Here is a 628-nt window from a genome sequence, read left to right as displayed (position 1 = left end):
CTTAATGTTTTGCCTGTTTGGACTTATGCTATGATAATAATGTTTGCATTAAACTTCGCTATAAAAAAACTAAAATTATATTGGTGTGTGGATTCTAAAGTAAAGGCTAAAATAATGGGTACTTTAAGCGACTTTGCTATAGTATCTGCTATAACAAGCTTACCTATAAAGGCTGTTATGACTTATATGGCTCCAATAATAGTTATGTGCGTGCTTGGATTTGTATTTACATATTTAATAGTGTTTTATTTTACTAAAATATTATTTAAAGATGATTATACTTTTGAGAGGGCTATAATCTCTTGGGGCACTTTAACAGGGGTGCTTATCACTGGTATGACGCTTCTTAAAATATGCGACCCTGATTATAAAAGTCCTGCTTTAAGTGAGTTTTCTTTAGGCTTTTCATTGATGTCTGTTACTGGGCTTTTGGTTGTTCCTATTTTAAATACTGTTTTAGCTATTGGCTCTACTATGGATAATTTAATTACAGCAATAATTACTTCTGCTTTATATTTGTTGTTTGGTTTTATAGTGTTTTTTGCTTCCAAAAAAAGAGCTAATAATTAAAAAAATATAATTAATTTAAATTATTGCTCAATTTTGATTGTTATTAATTGATTTTATG

Annotated in this window: 1 pseudogene; it reads left to right on the top strand. The window is 28.7% G+C overall.

Features of this window, described 5'->3' with window-relative positions:
- Nucleotides 1-570: pseudogene (locus GQX97_RS13860) on the top strand (sodium:glutamate symporter); the annotation flags it as partial.
- Nucleotides 571-628: the final 58 nt, after the last annotated feature.

This window comes from Brachyspira sp. SAP_772, from assembly GCF_009755885.1.
Lineage (GTDB): Bacteria > Spirochaetota > Brachyspiria > Brachyspirales > Brachyspiraceae > Brachyspira.
The sequence above is the reverse complement of the archived record's forward strand: the minus strand, read 5'-3'. Positions and strand labels throughout refer to the sequence as shown.